Here is a 23456-nt window from a genome sequence, read left to right on the forward strand (position 1 = left end):
CTTGCAAAAAAAAATAGTGAACTCTTTTACAGCCTGAAGCTTACCGCAACGGTCAGCCTGTTTTCTGACTTGCGCAGGTCAGGACGCCAGTTGTCGGTTGGGGTGTCTATCCATCCGTCGGGGCTGGTCGTTCCGCCCGGTCCTGCGAAATAAGGGATGTTGCTCGAACGGAAACCGTATTCCAATCGGAACGTCACAAAATCGTTGGGCATGATGTCGAAAGTAGCCGTGCCCTGAAAAATGCTAAGGTCTTTGCCGGCGGCCAAGGCATCATTAAAATCGTTGTCGGTCACCGGCGAAGGTGAAAAGGCCAGGTACGCTCCCGGATTGGTCACATAATCGCCACGTAAAGTGAGCGCCAATTTGTTGCGGTTGAACCACAAACGGTTGGCCAACGAGGTACCGAGCATGTAATTGTCCTTCGCCTCGACACCATCACCCGACTGGAAACCGTAATGGTTGTTCAAGCTGAACGCGGCCTGCGAAATCCCATTGGCATCCTTGTTCTTGAAATAACGGTAGACCACGCTGTTGTCATGATGGAAACGGGAAGTTTCGGTATTGCGCGAGTCTTTCCCATTGAGGTAAAAATTCGCTACGAGCTGCAGGTTTTCGTTCGGACGCCAATAGCTCGACGACCCGATACCGAGGCTGCGGTTCCAACTGTTGTAGCTTTGCCAGCCGTTGAGCAACCAGAGTTCGGTCTTGAAATGTTTGGTCGGGAAAAACTGCACACGCGCGCCCTGGAAATAGAAAGGCGTAAAATCGCACGGCATCGAACGTTGGTACGACCAGTTTTCGCCGATGACATAACTTTCCAATCCGATGTAACTCATAAAGATACCGGCTTCCACATTCAATCCATACGCCACATCAAAGTGGTAACCGGCCGCTGCTTCGCGGATGTACTTGAGGTTGTTGGCGCTGGTGTTGCGTCCGTGGCCGACGGTGCCGTCGAGGTCCTGCACGATCGATCCCATCTGGCCATATTGCAGCCAAAGACGACCGATGACATTCTTGTAATTGGTTTCCAGACCGATGCTTGCCATATTGATCGTAAACTCATTGCTTCGGCCGATCGACGAGGAAATCGTATGCGTATTGTCTTTCGGATGGTGGAAACTGTAATTGTAATAAGCATCGACATAAGTAACGGCCGTCACGATGGTTTCTCCATTTTTGTCCTTGAGTTGCAAGGGAAATTCGGTCTGACGGTTCTGGCCATTGATCCAGGAAAGGTCCATGCCCTCGAAGGGAATTTTGGCCGTCGAAGTCGAATCGGTTTGTGACCAAAGTTTGATACTGCATAAAAATAGCAATGCGGAAATTTTAAAAATTTTCATTCGTGTTTATTTAATTATTGAAGTTGTTTGAGTTCGATGTTGAGCGCCAGCACATTCACGGTGGGAACGCCGGCCAATGTTGGACGATTGAGGTGTTTTTCGACCAATTCGCGTACGGTAGCCTCAGCGAGATGGTTTTGATTGGCCACGCGTTTGACCTGTACCAATGCAGCTTGGTAGGAAATATCCGGGTCGAGCCCACTGCCCGAAGCCGTTACGATATCGGCTGGGATGTCCGATTTTTTGAGGTATGGATGTGCAATCAAAAACGTGTCGATGCGTTGTTGCACCTCGGCCAAATATTCGGGATTCGAAGGCCCTTTGTTGCTGCCCGCACTGCCTGCCGCATTGTAATCGACCGCAGAGGGTCGGCCCCAAAAGAAACCGGTCTGGTCGAATTTCTGTCCGATCAGTTTGTACCCGACGACTTTTCCGTTGTACGAAACCGTTTCGCCCTTGCCTTGGTTGGGGACAAATTGGGCAATTCCATAAATGACCATCGGATAAAAAATCGCGCACAAAAGCAGCAATACGAAGGTCAGTCTTACGATTTGAAAGGTATGTTTCATGTCTTTATTATTGAAGTTGTTATACAAAAAATGCCACGACCCAATCGATGAGCTTGATGCCCACAAACGGCACCAGAATGCCACCCAACCCATAAATGAGCAGGTTGCGTTTGAGGATGGCGCTCGCCCCGATCGGTTTATAGGCCACGCCTTTCAAGGCCAGTGGGATGAGCATCGGAATAATGATCGCGTTGAAAATCACCGCCGACAGGATAGCACTCTCGGGCGAATGCAGCCCCATGATGTTCAATCCTTGCAAAGCCGGAATGGCCGTGATGAAAAGTGCCGGAACAATAGCGAAATATTTGGCCACATCGTTGGCAATCGAAAACGTCGTCAGCGTGCCGCGCGTCATGAGCAACTGTTTGCCGATTTCGACAATCTCGATGAGCTTGGTCGGGTCGTTGTCGAGATCGACCATATTGCCCGCTTCCTTGGCCGCCTGCGTACCGGAATTCATCGCCACACCCACATCGGCCTGGGCCAAGGCTGGCGCATCATTGGTACCGTCGCCCATCATGGCTACGAGTTTGCCTTGTTGCTGTTCGGCCTTGATGTAGTTCATCTTGTCTTCGGGTTTGGCCTCGGCTATGAAATCATCGACACCCGATTTTTGGGCGATGTATTGCGCCGTAAGCGGATTGTCGCCCGTAACCATGACGGTCTTGACGCCCATTTTGCGCAAACGTTCAAAACGTTCCTTCATGCCGGGCTTGATGATGTCCTGCAACTCGATCACCCCTTGGACTTTCCCATTGCGCAACACGACCAGCGGCGTTCCACCATTCGAGGAGATTTGCATTACTTGTTCGGCAGTTTGGGCAGGAAAATCATTTCCCGATTGGGTTGCAATATTGCGTGCCGCGTCCTGCGCGCCTTTGCGGATGTCGGTTCCATCGACGAGAATGACACCCGAAGTACGGGTTTCGGCAGTAAAACGAATCGTTTGTGCAATTTGTGAAGCCAATGCGGAAGGTTCAATTTTCACATCTTTGCCCATGGCCGAAGCCAGTTCTACAATCGATTTGCCTTCGGGCGTGTCATCTGCGAGCGAACTCAACACGGCATATTCGACAAAATCGTGGAAAGTGACGCCGGGCGCCGGGAAAAAATTGGTCGCCTTTCTATTTCCGATTGTAATCGTTCCGGTCTTGTCGAGCAACAGCACATCGATATCGCCTGCCGTTTCGACCGCCTTACCCGATTTGGTAATCACGTTGGCTCGCAGCGCGCGGTCCATTCCGGCAATCCCAATGGCCGACAGCAGTCCGCCGATGGTCGTCGGAATCAAACACACAAACAGCGAAATAAAAGCCGCAATCGTAATCGGGGTTTGCGCATAATCGGCGAAAGGTTTCAACGTGACGCAGACGATGATGAAGATCAGCGTAAAGGCCGCCAACAAAATCGTCAGTGCGATTTCATTCGGGGTTTTCTGGCGCGACGCCCCTTCGACGAGCGCAATCATCTTGTCGAGAAAGCTTTCACCTGGTTCGGAAGTGACTACGACCTTGATCTTATCCGAAAGTACTTTCGTGCCGCCGGTCACGCTGCTCTTGTCGCCTCCGGCTTCACGGATGACCGGGGCACTTTCTCCGGTAATGGCGCTTTCGTCTATGGTGGCCAAGCCTTCGATGATTTCACCGTCGGTGGCGATGATGTCGCCGGCTTCGCAGAGGAAAACGTCGCCTTTGCGAAGCGAAGAAGAACTGACGGACTTTTCTTCCCCATTGTCCAACAACTGGCGCGCCGGGGTTTCTTCACGCGTTTTGCGCAAACTGTCGGCCTGTGCCTTGCCGCGCGCTTCGGCTATGGCTTCGGCGAAATTGGCAAACAACAAAGTCGCGAGTAAAATCAGGAAAATGGTAAAGTTATAGGTAAAACTTCCTTGGCCTTCAAATCCCAACAGGATCGAAATACAGACCACAAGCATTACCGCCGTTCCGATTTCAACGGTAAACATTACCGGGTTGCGGAACATCGTTTTGGGATTGAGCTTGACAAAGGATTGTTTGATGGCTTCATTGAGTTGTTTTTGGTCAAACAATGAAGCAGAGGATTGCGGTGTCATACGATTTATTTTAAGGTAAAATATTCAGCGAGCGGTCCCAGTGCCAAAGCAGGAAAGAAAGACAGGGCGGCAATAATGCCGATCACGGCAAAAATCATGATGCCAAAAACCGAAGTGTCCGTCTTCAAGGTTCCCGCGCTTTCGGGGATGTATTTCTTGGAAGCAAGCAAACCGGCGATGGCTACCGGCCCGATGATCGGAAGGAAACGCGCCAGCAGCAGGACAATGCCTGTGGTGACGTTCCAAAACGGATTGTTATCCGCAAGCCCCTCATAACCCGATCCATTGTTGGCTGCGCTCGAGGTAAACTCATACAGCATTTCCGAAAAACCGTGGTTGCCCGGGTTGTTGAGCCAACCGCCACCGCTACCATCGAACCAGTTGCCCATCGGCAAAGCATTGGCCGAGCAATAGGCTGCCAAAGCCGTTCCTGCCAAAATCAACAATGGATGCAGGATCGCGATCATTGCCGCGATCTTGACTTCGCGCGCCTCGATTTTCTTGCCCAGGAATTCGGGCGTTCTTCCCACCATCAACCCGGAGATAAAAACCGCCAGGATGATGAAGATGTAGAAATTGAGAAAACCGACGCCACAGCCGCCATAAAACGCGTTGACCATCATCGCCAAGAGTTGCATCGTACCCGAAATCGGCATCATCGAATCGTGCATGCCGTTGACCGAACCGGTAGAAATTACTGTGGTAGCGATACTCCAAAAGCCCGTCATCGGTGCACCGAAACGCACTTCCTTACCTTCCATCGCACCGGTTTGTGCGATTCCCAATTTATCGATGGCCGGATTGCCGTTCATTTCTGTCATCACGGTCGGAACGGCCAGTAACAGAAAACCGATCGTCATCACCCCGAAAATCATATAAGCGAATTTGCGGCGCTGCAGGTAAAAACCGAGCGCAAAAATCATCGCAAACGGGACAATGAGCTGTGCCCAAAGTTCAACCGCGTTGGTCAAATAATTCGGGTTCTCAAGCGGATGCGCCGAATTGGCTCCAAAGAAACCACCGCCGTTGGTGCCCAAATGCTTGATGGCCACGAAAGCCGCAGCGGGTCCGCGCGACACTTCGACCGAATCCCCTTGTAAAGTGGTGATGGAATCTTTGCCTTCGAACGTCATCGGCGTGCCGTTGAACGCGAGAATCGTTGCAATGATGATGCTTAACGGCAGTAAAATGCGGGTGCAACTTTTGACCAAATAATTATAGAAATTCCCAAGTGCGGTGGTCGTGCCTTCTTTCATCGCCCGAAAAACCACTGCTGCCACGGCGATTCCGGTCGCAGCCGAGACAAATTGCAGGAACATGAGCATCATCTGGGCGAAATAGGACAAACCGGTTTCTCCCGAATAATGCTGCAGGTTGCAATTCACCACAAATGAGATCGCCGTATTAAAAGCCAGATCGGACGACATCGAAGGATTGGCATCCGGATTCAGCGGCAAATGCCCTTGGAAAAGCAGCACGAAAAAACACAATACAAACCAAGACAGGTTGATGCCGAGCATCGCGCGAAGGTGCTGTTTCCAGTTCATTTCGCGTTGGGCATGTATGCCTGAAAGTTTGAAAATCATTTTCTCGATCGGGTTAAAAACCGGATCGAGAAAAGTGCGCGAACCTGAAAATGTCGCGGCTATAAATTTCCCGAAAGGAACGGCCAGCAAGACAGCCGATAAAAATATCAGGACGATGCCTGTGAGTTCAGTTAACATAAATCAAGGATTTAGAATTCTTCGGGTTTGACCAATACATAAATCAAATACCCGAAAACCAGCAGTGAAACAATAAACAAAGTGCCCATGGTTACATTTTTTCAAAAAAACGGATCGATTGAAAACAAACCCCAAACAACACCACGCCCAGCGAAAACAATAGCACAGTCATCTTTTACAGTTTAAGCATTGGTAGCATTGATTTCCTTGATGTACTCGGCCCTGAGCGAAGTCGGCAGCAGGTCGGCGATGCGGCAATTGCGCAATTCGAGGAAGGTGGTCACCGAAAACAAATAAGTGTTCGAAATGATGGCTTTGGTTTGTGTGTTCCCCTGCACATACAAACGCTCGGCGACGGCGAGGCATTTCTTGGCGCGCGCCACGTGCCCGGTCTTGATGAAATTCTTGGTGATTTCGGCAAAGCGGTAAGCCTGTCCGTACACATTGTTGATTTGATTTCTCATGGTTTCAGATTTTATTTGGCGCCCATTTGCCAAAGTCCGTTCCCAAAAAACCAATATTTCAAAAGCCATTGATTGGCAAGCGATTAAAAAAGAATGACCGCTGTGCCAAAACAAAAAAGCCTATCAAAATGATAGGCTGTTATCAAAATGGCAGTATTGTAGTGTTATTTATCGAGCCCGTAATCCTCGATCTTTCGGTACAAGGTCGCGATGCCGATTTCAAGCAAACGCGCCGCCTCGGCCTTGTTGTTTTTGGTGTAATTGAGCACCTTTTGGATCTGCAGTCTTTCGGCGCCTGCCATCGAGAAGGCCGACACCATTTTGCTCTTTGCAGCCGATGCATAGGCGATTTCCGACGGCAGCAACCCAACGGTCAACGTATCCTCTGCGGCCAAAATCACCGAACGTTCGATGATGTTCTTGAGTTCGCGGATGTTGCCCGGCCACGGATATTGTTGCAAGGCTTGCAGGAATTCATCGGCAATCCGGAGTTTCTTGCGGTTGATTTTTTCGGAGAACTGCGTCACATAATAATCGGCCAGCAGCGGAATATCTTTGGCGCGTTCGCGCAACGGCGGAATCTGGATCTCGAAAATGTTGAGCCGGTAATACAAATCCAAACGGAAACGGCCCGCTTCGCTTTCGGCCTTGAGGTCGCGGTTGGTCGCGGCTATCAAACGGAAATCCGATTTCTTGGCCACCGTATCGCCCACGCGGATGAACTCGTTGGTTTCGAGTACGCGCAGCAATTTGGCCTGCAACTCGAGCGGCATCTCGCCGATTTCGTCCAGGAACAACGTACCGCCATCGGCTTCTTCTATAAAACCTTTCTTGTCCTTGGCCGCACCAGTAAATGCGCCCTGCTTGTATCCGAAAAGTTCGCTTTCGAGCAAATCCTTTCCAAAAGCACTGCAATTGAGCGCGACAAACGATTTGTTGGTTCTCGGGCTGCCGTTGTGGATCGCACGCGCAAAAACCTCCTTCCCTGTTCCGGTTTCGCCCAAAAGTAAAACGGTTGAAGCAGTTACTGAAACCCGTCTGGCCAAATCGATGGCACTTTCGATGGGTTTGGATTTGCCGATAATCGTATCGAACGAATGCCGGTCGCCGAGCTGTTTCTGCAATGAATCAACCTGCTGCCGCAAGCCCGATTGCTCGACGGCCTTGTACAACAGCGGAATGATGCGGTCGTTGTCATCGCCCTTGACGATGTAATCGAAAGCGCCATTTTTCATCGCCTGGATGCCGTCTGGGATGTTGCCGAACGCGGTGAGCAGTAAAATTTCGAGCGCCGGAAAAGCCGATTTGACTTTCTGGACGAATTCGACGCCGTTGCCATCGGGCAGTTTGACATCGCACAGCACCACGTCGAAATGCTGGTGGCTGATTTTTTGGAAGCCGGTTTTGAGGTCGCCCGCTTCGGTCACGTCGAAACCTTCGCCTTTGATGATGCGTGCCAGAAGGCCACGCAGTTTTTCTTCGTCGTCAATGATAAGGATGGAAGCCATGGCGCAAAATTAGGAAAATTTGGAATGTCAAATGAACACGCTCTTAAATTCAAGGTCTGCGGCGCGTATCGATGCAATAGGTAATTTTCCAACCGGCTTTGTCCTTGAACAATTGAAACGAATTGACGCCGCTGTGGCTCAGTTTGCCATTGATGTAAAATTCGTAAGGCGTCCAAACGTGCGCGAGGCTGCCGTCGATTTGGATCTTCCACGACAAAAGCTTTTCCTCGAATGACATGTCTTTCGGGATCGAAGCGATGGATTTGGAAAACTGCGACACCGATTCGACCGACAGTTTGGCGCCTTCCTTCTTCTCGCCCACCGAATGCAGCACCATTTCTTTGGCAAAAACCGATTGCATTTTAACTGTGTCGCGCTGGTGAAAGCCTTCAAAAAATGTTTCGATGGCTTTTTTCACTTCGGCTTCCTGCGCCAAAATGCCATGCGAAATCAATACGAAAAGAATCAGAATTGCTTTTTTCATAAGCTGAATTTATTTTCGAAAGTTAGTATAAAAAACGCCTGCCGTGTTACCGCTTCCAAAAGCATTTCTTACTTTTACACTTCCAAAAACAAAACAACACTATGTCTGTCGCAAAAAAAGATTACAAGAAGGTAACGACCCGATCACTGATCGAGATGAAAGCCAATGGCGAGAAAATCTCGATGCTCACGGCCTATGATTTCACGATGGCCAAAATTGTCGATACTGCCGGCGTCGATGTCATTCTCGTGGGCGATTCGGCCTCGAACGTCATGGCCGGTCACGAAACGACATTGCCGATTACCTTAGACCAGATGATTTACCACGCCTCGTCGGTGATACGCGCCGTAGACCGCGCATTGGTCGTCGTCGATTTGCCATTCGGGAGCTACCAATCCGATCCCAAGGAGGCTTTGCGTTCGTCGATCCGGATCATGAAAGAAAGCGGCGGACATGCGGTCAAACTCGAAGGCGGCAGCGAAATCAAGGATTCCATCAAGAAAATCCTGAATGCAGGAATCCCGGTCATGGGCCATTTGGGCTTGACCCCGCAATCGATCTATAAATTCGGGACGTATACGGTTCGTGCCAAGGAAGAAGCCGAAGCCGAAAAACTCGTCGAAGATGCCAAATTACTCGAAAGACTCGGTTGTTTTGCGGTCGTGCTCGAAAAAATCCCGGCCAAGCTCGCCGAAAAAGTCGCACAAAGCATTTCGATTCCGGTCATCGGCATCGGTGCGGGCGGTGGCGTAGACGGCCAGGTTTTGGTCATCCACGACATGCTCGGCATGAACAATGAATTCAGTCCGCGTTTCCTGAGAAGGTACCTCAATTTATACGATGACATGACCAATGCCATTGGGAAATATGTGGATGATGTGAAGTCGAAGGATTTTCCGAATGAGAAGGAACAGTATTAGATTATCAAATCGTCGGATTTTCGGACTATCAGATTTGAATTAATTTTTCAAAAAAATATTTGCCATATAATAATTTTACATGCCATATTATGCACCGATTCAAAGACCTTGAAGTTTGGAAACAAAGTCGTTTTCTATGCTCTGAAATTTACACCATAACACTTAATTTTCCTGAACAAGAAAAATTTGGCCTTAACAATCAATTGCGAAGATCTTCAGTTTCAATTCCATCAAATATTGCCGAAGGTTCTGCCCGGAATTCAAATAAAGATTTTTGTCGATTTCTTGATATCGCTTTGGGTTCTGCTTACGAAGTTGAAACGCAACTATTAATTGCATCTGATCTAAAATTTATACCCCAGGAAGAAGTCGAGCCTGTAGTTAACAAGCTAAATACGGTTGTAAAATGATTACTCGTTTTAAAACTACTCTTAAACAATCTGAAAATCTATAGCCGCAGGCGTTTCTGAAAATCTGATAATCCTTGAAAACACTCTCCGACAAATACAACCTCCAAATCCTCCACGAAGACAACCACATCATCGTCGTCAACAAACGCGTGGGCGATATTGTCCAGGGCGACAAAACCGGCGACAAGACTTTGGGCGAGGTCGTCAAGGAATACATCAAGGACAAATACAACAAGCCCGGCGAGGTGTTTCTTGGTGTCGTGCACCGGCTCGATCGGCCGACCACCGGAATCGTGGTTTTTGCACGCACATCGAAAGCCCTGACGCGGCTCAACGAATTGTTCAAGAACCGCGAAACCCAAAAAACGTATTGGGCCGTCGTCAAGAATAAACCCGCGAAAGATTCGGATACGCTCGTACATTACCTCAAGAAAAACGAGAAAAACAATACGTCCAAGGCGCATCTCAAGGAAGTGCCCGACAGCAAAATGGCCAAACTCGATTACCAAATCATCGCCACTTTGCAAAATTATTACGCGCTCGAAATCGACCTGCATACCGGACGCCACCACCAAATCCGTTCGCAATTGTCGGCCATCGGCTCACCCATCAAGGGCGATCTCAAATACGGTTTCGACCGTTCGAATCCCGACGGCGGCATCCACCTGCACGCGAGAAAATTGCACTTCATCCACCCCGTTTCCAAAGAAGCGCTTACCATTGTAGCACCTGTCCCAGACGAGAAAATCTGGCAGACCGTCGAAATGGAAATCCGCTAATTCCTACTTCGGATTATATAACAATTCACGGTTCAAAACGTTATACATTGATATCAAAAATTCAATGCTATGAACAAGATATTTGCAACCTTCTGCGGATTGGTCTGCCTGGGCGTGAGCGCGCAGGAACACTATTCCGGAATCAATACCTCGCAACGAACGGGCATCATCAACGCAGGCGTCAACCCAGCCGAACTGGTCAACATCGAATCGCCGTATGACCTCCACATTTTTTCGGTCAGCGCCAAGGCATCGAACAACGAACTCGGTTTCAGCGACCTGATCGGCAGCGGCAGTTTCACCGATAAACTGTTTGCCGGAAGCGGCTCGATTGATTTGCGTATGGATGGCGAAATCACCGGACCCGGTGTGGCCATCAAACGCGACAAATGGGCATTTGCGCTGACCTCGAAAGCCTATGCGCGATTGGATTTGGTTGATGTCGATTCTGATCTCGGGGACGCGCTGACCAAAAGTGCACTCGATTCGTTCCTAACCGGTTCCACTTACATCAACAATAACAACAACCAAAGGATGAACGGCACGAGCTGGGGCGAAATCGCGTTCTCGGCTGCGACGGTTGTGTTTGAGGACAGCGACCACAAACTCAGTGGCGGTGCTTCGGTCAAATTGTTGTTTCCGGGTTCGTATGCCAATTTCGGGGCCGACAGTTTTACGGGAAAAATCACCAATGAATTCGGTGAGTTGACACTGACCGAGGCGCGGGCCAATCTCAACATCGCCTATTCGGGAAACCTCGGGGAAGATTTCAGCGAATTCAGCGATTATACCCGTTCGCTGTACGGAAAACCCAATGGCGCCGCGGTCGACCTCGGGATCAATTACCGTTTGAAAGATCGTGACGGTGAACATTACCGGTTAAGTGTCGGTGCAGCCATCCGCAACATCGGCGGCATGACGTTCAAGTCCTCGAACAATGCGGCCACCAATTATGTCTTGAATATTCAGGGCACCGACAGTTTGAACATGAACCAGTTCCAGGATGCCAAAAGCATGAAGGAAGTCGAGGCGGTTTTGCTCGCGAGCGGTTTCCTCGACAAAACGGCCAACGAAAAGCAATCGTTCAAAGTCAAGTTGCCCACCGTTATTTCGGCCTATGCCGATGTCAAGATCGTTCCGTCGTTTTATGTGACGGCCTTTACCCAGATCAAGGCGCGCAAGGACGACGAAAATACCCAAATCGCGGGGCAGAACATCATCTCTTTGACCCCGAGATACACCGTCAAAAATTATGAACTCTGGATGCCGTTTGCCCAAAGCGAATTCTCGGGATTCTCTACCGGATTGGGATTCAGGGCCTATGGTTTCTTCATCGGTTCCGGTTCGCTGATTACCGCCTTGTTCGATTCGAAACAGGCCGATGCGTATATCGGATACAGTTTTCAATTGGATTAATAATTTGCTACATTTGGGTGATTAAAAACGGAAAATGGATTTTAAGACCGATATCAATTACCGCAGACAAACGCTGATCAAACTGCTCGATGCGATCCAATCGCGCGAAGGCGAAATCATCAAGGCGCTGCAGGAAGATTTCGGTAAATCGGCTTTCGAAACGGTATTGACCGAAACCTATCAGGTCGTCGCCGAACTCAAGCGTGCGATCAAAAACATCCACCGTTGGGCCAAGCCCAAGCGCGTTTTTCCATCGCTTTTGAATTTCCCGACCAGCGATTACCTGTATGCAGAACCTTATGGCAGCGTACTGGTCATCGCACCTTGGAATTATCCATTTCAACTGGCGATGGCACCGCTCGTGGCCGCTGTGGCTGCCGGAAATTCGGTAACACTCAAACCTTCGGAACTGACCCCAAAAACAAGCGAACTGGTGGCCGAAATCGTACGGTTGGTGTTCGACCCAAACCATGTGGAAGTCTACCAAGGCGGTGCCGAAGTCACCCAAAAATTGCTCTCCCGCCGCTGGGATTATATTTTCTTCACCGGAAGTGTGGCCGTGGGCAAGATCATTGCCAAGGCCGCGGCCGAAAACCTGACACCGGTGACGCTCGAACTCGGAGGCAAAAATCCTTGCATTGTTGATTCATCGGCGAATATTGCGCTGGCGGCCAAACGCATCGTCTGGGGAAAATTCCTCAACGCGGGCCAAACCTGCATCGCACCCGATTATATCTTGGTACAGAACAAGGTCAAACCCAAACTGCTCGACCATCTGAAACAGGAAATCACCAAAGCCTATGGCGAAAACCCTCAAATGTCAGCCGATTTCGCGCGCATCATCAACGCCAAAAACTGGAGCCGCCTGGCCGACAAAATCGACTCGGACAAGGTATATTTCGGTGGGCAAATCAATGCCGAGACGAATTACATTGCCCCCACCATCATCGACGAACCGGCGCTCGAGAGTGCCATCATGCAGGACGAAATCTTTGGTCCGTTGCTGCCTGTGATTTCGTATGAAAACGAGCAGGAAATCGAAACGATCATTTCGAAATATGAAAAACCGCTTTCGCTCTATGTCTTCAGCGACGACAAGCCTTTTGCCAAACGCATGGTCCGCGATTTCTCGTTTGGCGGCGGATGCATCAACGACACGGTGGTGTATTTCGGCAATGCGCGCCTGCCTTTTGGTGGCGTCGGACATTCGGGCATGGGCGCGTACCACGGCAAACGCAGTTTTGATACTTTTTCGCATTTCAAACCCATTGTCAAAAAGGCCAATTGGCTTGACATTCCGTTACGCTATGCGCCTTATGGCGACAAATTGAAAACCTTACGCCGCATTTTAAAATGGCTCTAAACCTAAACCATAACCTATGAAAACCGTACAGAACAGAATTGAAGAAATCCGCAGAAATGGCTATCCGTCCGATTTCGGGGTCATTTTTAACCACACTTTTGAAACCTATAAAAAAGTGGCGGCGATGGCCGGGCTATCGCTGCTGATTTTCAGCTTTTTGCTTTGCATCGTTTTTTTGACGGTTATTTTGACCTCGGTCGATTGGCAGAACCAAATGGGAAACAGGCGACAATTTGAACAAATCGACATTACGCAATTCAGTACGGTGGGACTGATCGGTTACATGACGGTCATGATTTTGTTTACCGCGCTGACCGTTCCGCTCATTGCCGGCATCATCAAGATGTGCTACAATGCCGAAAAGAATGAAGAAATTTCCATCGCGAATGCTTTTTCGTATTTCAGCGGAAATCATTTTGTCAATCTTTTCATCGCCGGGTTTGTCTTGGGAACGTTCAATACGTTAGTCAGCGTGGGGTTTGAATTTTTGCACCTGGGCTGGGTCGGCGGACTCATCGGGGGCATTGTAGGCGTGTTGACCATTTTGGCCGTCCCGTTGGTCATCTTCGGAAACCTGCGCCCGATCGAAGCCATCACCGCGAGCATCACGGTGGTTTCAAGACAGTTTTTCGTGATTTTACTATTGCTGATCGTGTGTTACATCATTGCATTTTGTGGCCTTCTGGCCTGTTGCGTCGGTTTTTTCTTTACGCTTCCTTTGGTGTATGTGTTGCAGTACAGCCTCTATGTCCATTCGGTCGGTTTTGAAGAAAACAACGATATTGAAGACAACTATTGATCAATCAATAAAAAACTTGTTAACAACCCGGTATTTTTTGTAAACCTTTTGTTGCACGGAAGGTATTGGTTTTCCTATTTTTAACAGGTCCGTTTAATTGATCGCCATGCCCTCACGCCACAGAGTTGTTTTTGCCCTGGTATTCTTGTTCGCTTTCCAGCAGCAGTTGCAGGCACATTCCATTTCGCTGCACATTCCAGACAATACGATATTCGATTTAAAACTGCTCATCCTGATCACGCTGGTGTTGCTGGCGATTGTATTGTTGTACATCACATTGAACAAGAATTCAAAGTACAGCAAGGATTTCGACAAATTCCTGTTCACCAACGAAATCGTCAACAAAGGGAATTCGCTTACGATTGCGACCAACAAGAAGGGCGAAGTGACCTTTTGCAGCGAAACCATCCTGTCGATTTTGGGCTATACCACCGACGAAGCCATGGGACTCGGCTTTTGGTACCTGACCGAAGACCCGGAATTCATTGGCGAAGCCTATCATGAAAACTATGTAGACGAACGGTTGCACATCCGAAAGCTCAAATGCCGCAATGGGGAATACAAATACATCCAGTGGAAAGATAAAAAGTACAACGACGACCTGGTCATCGGGATCGGCCAGGATGTGACGAGCCAAATCCTGATGCAGGACCAGTACCGAAATTTGGTGCAATCGGCCAACGACGTCATTTTCGAAACCAACACGCGCGGCCAGTTTACGTTTGTCAACGATTTTGCCGAAAAGACGCTCGGTTACGACCAATCGGAGGTCATCCACAGGCATTTTTCGGAATTCATCCGTGAAGATTATGTAGAGAAGGTCGTCGAGTTTTTTGCCGACATCGATTTCAACAACACCAACCACAAGACGATCGAATTCCCGGCCATCAAGAAAGACGGCGCCGAATTCTGGCTCTCGCAAAAAGTCAATTCGCGCAAAGACAGCGCCGGGGAAATCATTGGCTATTCGGCCATTGCGCGCGACATCACCGTGCTCAAGAACATCGAAAATGAACGCAGCCAACGCCAGGAAAAAACACAGAAATACAACGAAACGCTCAAAAGTTTCACCGCCAAGAGTTATTCGAGCCAGGAAAACCTCGACAGCATCCTGCGCAGCATTTTGGAAATGACCACCAAAACATTGGGCGTGGACCGCGCGAGTTATTGGACGTATTCGCCCGACAAGATCCGCTGCCAGAATTTGTACGAACGCCACAAAGACAAATTCGAAAAGGGTTTTGTGCTGCGGCGCGAGGATTACCCGGTTTATTTCTCAACGATTGAAAGCGAACAGCAAATCATCGCCCCCGATGTGCATTCGAATGAAATGACCCAGGAACTGTGCTCGGATTATCTTCCCAAAAACAAGATTTTCTCATTGCTCGACACGCCGGTTTTCATCAATGGCGAACTCAACGGCATCATCAGCTTCGAGTCCATCAACGAGCCCAAGGAATGGGACAATGAAGACATTACATTCGCGCGGTCGATTTCGGATTTGATCGTGATCGCGATTGAATCACAGATGCGTCTCGACGCCGAAAAAACATTGGCCTACAAAAGCGAACTGCTTTCGGCCATGGCTTCGTGCACCGAAAAATTCCTCAACAGCAAGACCAAGGACGACATCTTCAAGGAAACCTTCCCGATCATGGCCGAGGTGACCAACGCCGACCACATGTATTATTACGAGAACGATCCGCAAACCAACCTCATTGGCCAAAAATACAAATGGGGCAAGGATAGCCTCGTGTTGCAGATCACGCCGTTGCAGCAATTTACGCATGAAAAACTGATCGAAGTGGTCGAAAAAGTCACCGACAAGAAACCGTTTACGACCATTACGCGCAAACTCGGCGATACGTTTTTCAGGAAATTGCTGACCGACAACGACATCCAATCGATCCTGATCCTGCCGATATTCATCAAGGAAGAATTCACCGGTTTTATCGGTCTAGACGACTGTGCCAAGGAACGCAACTGGACCGAAGACGAGGTCAAGATCCTGCAAACGCTGGCCGGAAATTTTTCCGCCTCGATCGAGCGCATCAACAACGAACAGGCGATCTATGAAAGCGAGGAAAAATTCCGGTTGCTGGCCAATAATATTCCGGGGACGGTGTATCTGTCGAAATACGACGAGCGCTCGACCAAGATTTACCTCAATGATGAAATCGAAAAACTGACCGGTTATCCCAAATCGGATTTCCTGGAGAACAAGATTTCGTTCATCGATTTGATCCATCCCAAAGACAAGGAACGTTCGCTGCAGGAAGACAAGGAAGCCATCGAAAACAACAAGCCGATTCATTCCGTCTACCGAATTATACACAAGAGCGGCCATATCGTTTGGGTCGAGGAATTCGGTGAACCGATTTTCAAGGACGGGGCGATTGCGTTTGTCGAAGGAATTTTCATCGACATCACCGAGCGCAAGCTCAACGAAACCGCGGTCAAGGAAAAGGAAATCGCCGAGGCAGCCAACAAGGCCAAATCGGAATTTTTGGCCAACATGAGCCACGAGATCCGTACGCCGCTCAACGGCATCATCGGTTTTACCGACCTGCTCATGAACACCAAACTCGAGGATTTCCAGAAACAATACATGCATACAGTCAACCAATCGGCGAATTTGCTCATGGAGGTCATCAGCAACATCCTCGATTTTTCGAAAATTGAATCGGGAAAATTGGAGCTCGACATCGAAAAATGCAATATCTTTGAGTTGGCCGGCCAAGTGATGGAACTCGTGACCTACGAATCCAAAAACAAAAAGCTGGACATGGCGCTCGAGATTGCGCCCGACGTTCCTAAATTGATCTGGGCCGATTACATCCGACTCAAGCAAATCCTGATCAACCTGCTCAGCAATGCCGTCAAGTTCACCGAAAAAGGCAAAATTGCGTTCAGCATCCGCCCGATTTCGAATACGAAAAACGGTACCGTGCTGCGTTTTTCGGTCAAGGACACCGGCATCGGCATCCAGAAAGCGAACCAGGAAAAAATATTCGACGCCTTTTCTCAGGAAGATACCTCGACGACGAAAAAATTTGGCGGCACCGGATTGGGGTTGTCGATTTCGAACCAGTTGCTTGGGCTCATGGACAGCCGATTGCAGCTCGAGAGTGCGTTTGGGCAAGGCAGTGAGTTTTATTTCGATGTGGCGTTCAGGACGAGTTCGGAGGAAAATTTTGGCGAATCCTGCGAAATTAAAACGACGGAAAAACGTTTGAATGGACAGCGCAACGAAAATGAAAACGCCATCAAGGTGCTCGTGGCCGAAGACAATAAAATCAACATGTTGCTCGCCAAAACGCTGATCAAGCAGATCATCCCGAATTGTGCGATCGTCGAAGCCTACGACGGCAAAGAAGCGCTCGAGAAATTCGGGGCCGAACAACCCGAGATCGTGTTCATGGACATCCAGATGCCGGTCATGAATGGTTATGAAGCCGCTTCGGAAATCAGGAAAATACAAACCGGTCATGTGCCGATTATTGCCTTGACGGCCGGTACGGTCATCGGGGAACGCGAAAAATGCCTCGAGGCCGGTATGGACGATTACGCCTCCAAACCGATTGTCAAGGACACGCTCGAAAAAATCATTGCAAACTGGATCAAAGTCTAACTTAAAAATACACAACTATGAAATGGTCAGGCAGAAGAGAAAGCGGCAACGTCGATGACCGCCGCTCGATTTCAGGAGGAAAAATCGCGATTGGCGGTGGCGCCATCGGGTTAATCATTTTGGTCATCAATATGTTCATGGGCGGCGATTCGTCCCAACTGCTCGAGCAGGTGCAACAGCAGGTACAGCAAGGCCAAACCGAATCGGTACCGCTTTCGGCAGCAGATGAAGAAATGGGAAGATTTGTCAAGGTCGTTTTGGCCGATACCGAAGACGCCTGGCACCAAATCTTCCAGGAAAACGGGATGACGTATGAAGAACCGCAATTGGTCTTGTTCCGCAATTCGGTCGAAACAGCTTGTGGCGGCGCCAGCTCGGCCTCGGGGCCATTCTACTGCCCGGGCGACCGCAAAGTCTACATGGATTTGGCATTTTTCGAAGAACTCAAGACGCGTTTCGGGGCGCAGGGCGGCGATTTTGCGATTGCCTATGTGATTGCGCATGAAGTCGGGCACCACGTGCAAACCTTGCTCGGCACCTCGGCCAAAATGCGCGAACAGCAGCGCGACCTGAGCGAGGCCGATGCAAACAAATTGTCCGTAGCCTTGGAATTGCAGGCCGATTTCTACGCCGGACTCTGGGCGCATTACGGCGAAAAGAAGAACCATTTCCTTGAGGCAGGCGACATCGAGGAAGCACTCAGCGCGGCACATGCCGTCGGCGACGATGCGATCCAGAAGAAAATGCAGGGCCAGGTATATCCCGACTCGTTTACGCATGGCACCTCGGAGCAACGCATGTACTGGTTCAAACGCGGCTTTGAATCGGGTGATTTTAGACAAGGAAACACTTTTAGGGAATTGGGATTGAGTTTATGAAATACAGTATCATACTGGCGGGCTTGCTCGCCTTTTCGAACGGATTTTCACAACAGGCACAAAATGACAAACCTGAGCGCGAGGCTTTCACGCTCAAGGTCGAACGCAACGCCAAGCAATTCTATGCACAGCAGGTAGAACGTTCGCCTTATTTTGCGATGGAGAAAACCTTGCAGTTGTATCCGTACGAAAAAGTTTTGGTGGAGGTCGAAATCAAGGCCGATACGATCCATTCGATGAAGACCGTCGAGAAGAATTTGAATCCGGAGCGTACTTTCGAGATCGAGTTCTGCCAAACCGTCAAGGAACACACCGCCAGGCCGACACAACTTTGGATCAAGAATCCGTTTGGCAAAAAACTCAAATACACGGTGCTGTACCATTCGATCGAAGACCGCGAATGGCGGACGGTTTCGAAGACCGCACGCAAAAACTGGAGCAGCAACGAGGTTTGGCCTACGGAAGTGGTAAGTTCGTTAGTGCTCAAGGATTGGGAATTGGAGTAAAGTTCGCAACGAATTCACGAATCTATTACCAATCTGCTGTGTAATAGCTTTCTGATCATTTGAGGTTCTATTTTTTAGCCAATAATCCGAAATAAAATTCGTGAATTCGCGGCCAAAAAATTTAATCTTCTTCCTCGTCGATCATGTGGCTGCTCGAATACCCGCGCCATTTTTCGATCAGGTCTTTCATGTCCTGCGGCAGTTCGGTATCGAAACGCATCATTTTGTTGGTGACCGGATGCACGAATCCCAAAGTCTTAGCATGCAACGCCTGACGCGCCATGATCTTGAAGCAGTTGTCGATGAATTGTTTGTATTTGGTAAAGGTTGTTCCCTTTAGGATCAAGTCGCCGCCATAACGCGCATCGTTGAACAATGGATGCCCGATCGATTTCATGTGCGCGCGGATTTGGTGTGTACGGCCAGTTTCGAGAATGCACGAAATCAAGGTCACATATCCGAAACGTTCCAATACTTTGTAATGCGTCACGGCCGGTTTTCCTTTGTCGGGATCGTCATAAACGGCCATCTGCATGCGGTCTTTCATGTGGCGCCCGATGTAGCCGCCGATCGTCCCCTCGTCTTCCTTCAAATTCCCCCAAACCATCGCGACGTATTCGCGTTCGGAGGTTTTCTTTTCGAACTGCAACGCCAGATGCGTCAGCGCCTGTTCGGTCTTGGCGATGACCAAAAGTCCGGTGGTGTCTTTGTCGATGCGGTGCACCAACCCGGGACGGTCACTCGAATTCATCGGCAGGTTTTCAAAATGATACGCCAAGGCGTTGACCAACGTTCCGGTGTAATTGCCATGGCCCGGATGCACGACGAGCCCGGCGGGTTTGTTGATGAGCAACAAAACATCGTCCTCGTAAACAATGTCAAGCGGAATGTTCTCAGGATCGACACGGTTTTCAAACGGCGGATGCGCCAAAAGAATTCTGACCACATCAAAAGGCTTGACTTTATAATTCGATTTTACCGGAAGATCATTGACGTAAATATCGCCGTTTTCTGCTGCTTTTTGGATTTTGTTGCGCGTCACGTTCGGCATAATCTGCATCAGGAATTTATCGATGCGCAACAGCGCCTGCCCTTTCGGGACTTCGTACTTGAAATGCTCAAACAATTCGTCCTCGAGCAGTTCCTGGTTTTCAATCTCGTCGTTCATTTCGTTATTCATCTTCGGACGGGGTTGCAGTTTCTGGCTTGGCAGCCGGTACAGAGTCGACTTCTTCCTCAAAGCCCACTTTCCCGTCGCCGAGGATCAAATCGATTTTGGACGATTTAAACACTTTGTCTCCCGGATTGAGTTTCTTTCCGTTGAGGCTCATGCCCAAAACCATGTCTTTGCCCAAGTACGGTTTGTACGTGATTTTGCCTTCCTCGAGTCCGAGTGATTTCAAGGTTGGGACGGCCTGGCGGTAGGTTTTCTCGATTAGGTTCGGGATGCGAACGGTCGTAAACCCGGAAGAATTGATCTTGATGTAAATCTTGCGGTCTTCCTTGACCTTCGCCCCTGCCGGCGGATCCTGCTCCACGACCGAATGTTTTGGATAATCCTTTTTATAATCGACGCTGTCGAGCAATACGTAATCGAGGTCGAGTTCGTCGAGCTTGTCCTCGACTTGCTGTTCGCTGAGCTTGCGCAAATCAGGCACCGTAATCTCGTGCCCGTGATCGGTCGTATAAGTCAGCCAGTGCATGAACAAATAGCCAAACACCAGTACACTCGCGATGGCGATGGCCATCTGGATGAAAAAAGTCTTGCTCGTCAGATATTGCTTTAAACTCATGGAATAGGATTTTAACTGGGTTCCGTCGTGCGGCAAAGATATAAATTGTAAAGGTTTTTCGTTCGATTTTTATGGTTTTCTACAGCCAAATATAATTTGCGTTCGCCCTTTTCGTTTCAACAAAAAATGATATTTTTGTTTGGGAGCTTGATCCCGCTGTGCGCTGTATCTTTTCCCTGCTAAAGGAGCAGGAAAAAGGATGCCGCTGCCATCGGGGCTAGGACTTCCCACAAACTTCGACGTTCGGCGTTCGTTGATCGACATTCGAAATTCACTTTTGAATGTTGAACCGAAGATCAACGAATGTCGAATGTTGAGCCAAAAACCCTGAACCCAATACACTAAACCCAAAAAAATGAAAAATATTGCCATCATCATGGGCGGCTATTCCTCCGAATACCAAATCTCGCTTAAAAGCGGCAACGTCGTGTATCAATTTCTCGACAAGAGCAAATACAACGGTTACCGCATCCACATCTTCAAGGAAAAATGGGTGTACGTAGACGACAACGACAACGAGTTCCCGATCGACCGCAATGATTTTTCTGTCAACGTCAACGGCAACAAAATTACGTTCGACGCCGTGTTCAACGCCATCCACGGTACACCGGGCGAAGACGGACTCATGCAGGCGTATTTCGAATTGCTGCACATTCCGCAGTCTTCGTGCGACTATTACCAGGCCGCACTCACATTCAACAAACGCGATTTGCTTTCGGTATTGAAACCTTACGGCATCAAAACAGCGACCTCCTATTACCTGAATCTTGGCGATAAAATAGATACAAACGACATCATCAACAAAGTCGGTTTGCCGTGTTTTGTCAAGCCCAACAAATCGGGTTCGAGCTTCGGGATTTCGAAGGTCAAGACCGCCGAAGAATTACCCACCGCGATCGAAACGGCCTATAAGGAAGATTCCGAGATCATCATTGAAAGTTTCCTCGACGGCACCGAAGTTTCGGTCGGCGTGATCAATTACCAGGGCAAGATCACCGTTTTGCCGATGACCGAAATTGTTTCCGAGAACGACTTCTTTGATTACGAAGCCAAATACCTCGGTAAATCACAGGAAATCACCCCGGCGCGCATTTCGGACGAACTTACCGCCAAAGTCGCCGCCACGGCCAAGAAAGCCTACGAAGTCTTGAAGATGAAAGGTTTCTCACGCAGCGAATTCATCATTGTCAATGACGAACCGCACATGCTCGAAATGAATACAATCCCCGGGCTCACGACCGAAAGTTTGATTCCGCAACAGGCCAAGGCCGCCGGAATTTCGTTAACCGATTTATTCACGAACGCTATCGAATTATCCCTAAAATAACTCTTTCGCCCGATTGCTAAGTTCCAAAAAATTCTCAGGCACTCAGCTACTCAGGCACTCAGGTACTAAAAAAATATGAAAGAAATCTTCGAGTGGGAACGCGTCCTGATTAATGAATTGCCATTCGAGTTCCTGCTCGAGGTCATCTTTCGCTCGTCGGTGATGTTTGTCGTGTTGTTGCTTACGCTAAGGCTCACGGGCAAACGCGGCGTCAAGCAATTGTCGGTTTTTGAAACCGTGCTGATCATCGCTTTGGGTTCGGCGGCGGGCGACCCGATGTTTTACGAAGACGTCGGCTTGATTCCGGCCATTACGGTTTTCACGGTGATTATTCTGCTGTACCGGTTCGTCACCTATCTCGTGGGCAAAAGCAAGAAATTCGAGGCATTCATCGAAGGCAAGACCGAATGTCTGGTGACCGACGGCAAATTCGCCATCCACAACTTCAAGAAGGAAAGCCTCGCGCAGGATGAGTTTTTTACCGAACTGCGGCTCAAATCGGTTGAACATTTGGGACAGGTCAAAAACGCCTATCTTGAGACTTCGGGCGAAGTGAGCGTGTTCTTTTACCCGGACGAAGAAGTTCGATATGGACTTCCGATTACGCCGCAACTGTTCCTGCAAAAAAACAAGATGATTCCGTCGGATGGGATGTACGCCTGTACATTTTGCGGCCACACCGAACCACAGAAAACCGGAACCGCCCAGTGTCCGCATTGCCGTAAATCTGAATGGGTCGAAGCCATAAAAACCTTACGCATCACCTGATTTTCCCTTTTTATTGCTAATTTTGATTTCCACTTTTGACAGACAACCGATGAGAAAAGCGATTTTTCCGGGTTCTTTCGACCCGATCACCAACGGCCATTACGACATCATCAAACGTGCGATCCCGTTATTCGACGAAATCGTGATTGCCATCGGTGTCAACGCCGACAAGAAATACATGTTCCCGTTGGAAGAACGCAAGCGGTTCATCGAGGAAGCCTTTGCCGAATTCCCGAGTGTTTCGGTCGTGACCTACGAAGGCTTAACGATTGATTTGTGCCATAGACTACAGGCAAAATTCATCCTGCGTGGTCTTCGCAATCCAGCCGATTTCGAATTCGAAAAAGCCATCGCGCACACGAACCGTTTGCTGTCTAAAATCGAAACCGTGTTTTTATTGACTGCGGCCAAGACCTCTTACATCAGTTCGAGCATTGTGCGCGATGTAATCCGCAACGGCGGCGATTATACGGTTTTGGTACCGGATTCGGTGCGATTGAAGCAATAGTGATCAATCACAATTAAATATACAGTTTTTCTATAATGCAGTAATGCTAAAAAAAGATATCTTGCTTCTAGGGAAGGGGGCAATGAAGTTATATCCCAACAAAATAAAAATGATACTTGGATACAGAAAATCTGCCGAAATTGTTAAAGTTTATTTCAACGATAAAAAAACTTCCGCTTACCGCATAACATCCAT

22 protein-coding genes are annotated in these 23456 nt (G+C 49.0%); 12 read left to right on the top strand and 10 right to left on the bottom strand.

Annotated elements, in window-relative coordinates; translation table 11 throughout:
* Positions 1-26: 26 nt before the first annotated feature.
* The 8 genes from QM717_RS19070 to QM717_RS19105 form a co-directional block, all read right to left on the bottom strand.
* Positions 27-1343, bottom strand: coding sequence for an outer membrane beta-barrel protein (locus tag QM717_RS19070; protein ID WP_415039964.1), 1317 nt, complete (start codon positions 1341-1343; stop codon positions 27-29).
* 14 nt (positions 1344-1357) lie between these two features.
* On the bottom strand, positions 1358-1912 hold the full coding sequence (locus QM717_RS19075) for a K(+)-transporting ATPase subunit C (RefSeq protein WP_415039965.1): 555 nt from the start codon (positions 1910-1912) through the stop codon (positions 1358-1360).
* 19 nt (positions 1913-1931) lie between these two features.
* Positions 1932-3983 carry a potassium-transporting ATPase subunit KdpB gene (gene kdpB / locus QM717_RS19080; protein ID WP_415039967.1) on the bottom strand — a complete coding sequence of 684 codons (2052 nt, stop codon included), beginning with the start codon at positions 3981-3983 and terminating at the stop codon, positions 1932-1934.
* A gap of 5 nt (positions 3984-3988) precedes the next feature.
* Positions 3989-5707 carry a potassium-transporting ATPase subunit KdpA gene (gene kdpA, locus QM717_RS19085; protein WP_415039969.1) on the bottom strand — a complete coding sequence of 573 codons (1719 nt, stop codon included), beginning with the start codon at positions 5705-5707 and terminating at the stop codon, positions 3989-3991.
* 11 nt (positions 5708-5718) lie between these two features.
* Positions 5719-5796, bottom strand: a complete 78-nt coding sequence (locus QM717_RS19090) for a potassium-transporting ATPase subunit F (RefSeq protein WP_415040169.1) — start codon at positions 5794-5796, stop codon at positions 5719-5721.
* Positions 5797-5889: 93 nt separating this feature from the next.
* Positions 5890-6171 (bottom strand): hypothetical protein, encoded by a 282-nt coding sequence (locus QM717_RS19095; protein ID WP_415039971.1) that lies wholly within the window; start codon positions 6169-6171, stop codon positions 5890-5892.
* 164 nt (positions 6172-6335) lie between these two features.
* Entirely contained in the window at positions 6336-7679 is a 1344-nt protein-coding gene (locus tag QM717_RS19100; protein WP_415039973.1) for a sigma-54-dependent transcriptional regulator, read from the bottom strand.
* Positions 7680-7728: 49 nt separating this feature from the next.
* Positions 7729-8163 (bottom strand): nuclear transport factor 2 family protein, encoded by a 435-nt coding sequence (locus tag QM717_RS19105; RefSeq protein ID WP_415039975.1) that lies wholly within the window; start codon positions 8161-8163, stop codon positions 7729-7731.
* A 101-nt stretch (positions 8164-8264) separates the two neighbouring features.
* On the opposite strand from QM717_RS19105, the gene panB reads away from it, so the two are divergent.
* The 9 genes from panB to QM717_RS19150 all read left to right on the top strand — a co-directional run bounded on the left by panB (position 8265) and on the right by QM717_RS19150 (position 18865).
* Complete coding sequence (gene panB / locus QM717_RS19110) at positions 8265-9083, top strand: 3-methyl-2-oxobutanoate hydroxymethyltransferase (protein WP_415039977.1); 819 nt, start codon at positions 8265-8267, stop codon at positions 9081-9083.
* An 89-nt stretch (positions 9084-9172) separates the two neighbouring features.
* Complete coding sequence (locus QM717_RS19115; protein ID WP_415039979.1) at positions 9173-9493, top strand: four helix bundle protein; 321 nt, start codon at positions 9173-9175, stop codon at positions 9491-9493.
* A gap of 74 nt (positions 9494-9567) precedes the next feature.
* A complete protein-coding gene (locus tag QM717_RS19120; RefSeq protein ID WP_415039980.1) occupies positions 9568-10272 on the top strand; it encodes an RluA family pseudouridine synthase in 705 nt (234 codons plus the stop codon).
* Positions 10273-10341: 69 nt separating this feature from the next.
* Positions 10342-11688: a hypothetical protein gene (locus QM717_RS19125; RefSeq protein WP_415039982.1), complete on the top strand. Its 1347-nt coding sequence runs from the start codon at positions 10342-10344 to the stop codon at positions 11686-11688.
* Between the two features lie 34 nt (positions 11689-11722).
* Positions 11723-13051: an aldehyde dehydrogenase gene (locus QM717_RS19130; RefSeq protein ID WP_415039984.1), complete on the top strand. Its 1329-nt coding sequence runs from the start codon at positions 11723-11725 to the stop codon at positions 13049-13051.
* 16 nt (positions 13052-13067) lie between these two features.
* Entirely contained in the window at positions 13068-13850 is a 783-nt protein-coding gene (locus QM717_RS19135; protein WP_415039986.1) for a hypothetical protein, read from the top strand.
* A 106-nt stretch (positions 13851-13956) separates the two neighbouring features.
* Entirely contained in the window at positions 13957-17481 is a 3525-nt protein-coding gene (locus tag QM717_RS19140; protein ID WP_415039987.1) for a PAS domain S-box protein, read from the top strand.
* A gap of 17 nt (positions 17482-17498) precedes the next feature.
* Positions 17499-18359: a neutral zinc metallopeptidase gene (locus QM717_RS19145; RefSeq protein WP_415039989.1), complete on the top strand. Its 861-nt coding sequence runs from the start codon at positions 17499-17501 to the stop codon at positions 18357-18359.
* The gene (locus QM717_RS19150) at positions 18356-18865 is read left to right on the top strand and encodes a hypothetical protein (RefSeq protein ID WP_415039990.1); all 510 of its coding nucleotides are present in this window, start codon (positions 18356-18358) and stop codon (positions 18863-18865) included. Before QM717_RS19145 ends, QM717_RS19150 begins: the two co-directional genes overlap by 4 nt.
* Before the next feature lie 121 nt (positions 18866-18986).
* Here QM717_RS19150 and QM717_RS19155 read toward each other — a convergent pair whose 3' ends face one another.
* Positions 18987-20033 (bottom strand): RluA family pseudouridine synthase, encoded by a 1047-nt coding sequence (locus QM717_RS19155; RefSeq protein WP_415040171.1) that lies wholly within the window; start codon positions 20031-20033, stop codon positions 18987-18989.
* A gap of 4 nt (positions 20034-20037) precedes the next feature.
* Positions 20038-20658 (bottom strand): PASTA domain-containing protein, encoded by a 621-nt coding sequence (locus QM717_RS19160; protein ID WP_415039991.1) that lies wholly within the window; start codon positions 20656-20658, stop codon positions 20038-20040.
* A gap of 355 nt (positions 20659-21013) precedes the next feature.
* Here QM717_RS19160 and QM717_RS19165 point away from each other — a divergent pair, with 355 nt between their 5' ends.
* From QM717_RS19165 to coaD, 3 genes are all read left to right on the top strand, one after another.
* Positions 21014-21985, top strand: a complete 972-nt coding sequence (locus QM717_RS19165) for a D-alanine--D-alanine ligase (RefSeq protein WP_415039993.1) — start codon at positions 21014-21016, stop codon at positions 21983-21985.
* 75 nt (positions 21986-22060) lie between these two features.
* A complete protein-coding gene (locus QM717_RS19170) occupies positions 22061-22753 on the top strand; it encodes a DUF421 domain-containing protein (RefSeq protein ID WP_415039995.1) in 693 nt (230 codons plus the stop codon).
* A 49-nt stretch (positions 22754-22802) separates the two neighbouring features.
* On the top strand, positions 22803-23261 hold the full coding sequence (gene coaD / locus QM717_RS19175; protein WP_415039997.1) for a pantetheine-phosphate adenylyltransferase: 459 nt from the start codon (positions 22803-22805) through the stop codon (positions 23259-23261).
* Positions 23262-23456: the final 195 nt, after the last annotated feature.

Origin of the sequence: Flavobacterium sp. (genome assembly GCF_047602195.1) — a bacterium.
Lineage (GTDB): Bacteria > Bacteroidota > Bacteroidia > Flavobacteriales > Flavobacteriaceae > Flavobacterium.